This window comes from Megasphaera sp. AF13-6AC (genome assembly GCF_027685385.1).
GTDB lineage: Bacteria > Bacillota > Negativicutes > Veillonellales > Megasphaeraceae > Megasphaera > Megasphaera micronuciformis.
Genome location: NZ_JAQCUN010000234.1, coordinates 610 through 1,182, shown reverse-complemented (window position 1 = coordinate 1,182; position 573 = coordinate 610). Strand labels below are relative to the sequence as shown.

Genomic DNA, 573 nt, shown 5'->3' with positions numbered 1-573 from the left:
GCATTGGCTCAAAAGTTTCTGCCTCGTCTTGCCATGCGCTCCGGTGACGCCATAGAAGCGAATTACGTACGCCACGATTTGAATGTATTGGGATCATCGGGACTCTTTGCTTCCGTAAAGCCCGTATTCACGGCTGTGCCTGAAGGGGTAGCACTTAATTACGAAGTGGAAATGAATCCCGTTTTAAAGGGCATCGAATTTACGGGCAATGATTCCATTAAGTCTGAAGACCTCGAAAAGATGCTCCATATCCAACCGGGTACGGTTCTTAATTCGACGATTGTGAGCAAGGATATTTTCGAACTGAACCGCTACTATGCAAATCAGGGGTATATCCTCAGCCACGTTACGGCTGTCAATATGGATGAAAACGGTATCTTACATATCGGCATTACTGAAGGTCATGTGGAACGCATCGACATTAAGGGCAACAAGAAGACGAAAGATCGCGTTATTCGTCGCGAACTTCGTTTTAAACAGGGCGATGTATTTAATCGTAATCTGGCCAGCCGCAGTATTGAACGAATTTACAATACGGGTTACTTCGAAGACGTCAATGTCCGTCTCTTCCAG

Annotated in this window: 1 protein-coding gene; it reads left to right on the top strand. The window is 45.7% G+C overall.

What is annotated here, in order from left to right:
• The coding region (locus tag PGX78_RS08450; protein WP_333524032.1) for a POTRA domain-containing protein at positions 1 to 573 on the top strand (573 nt) is incomplete at both ends.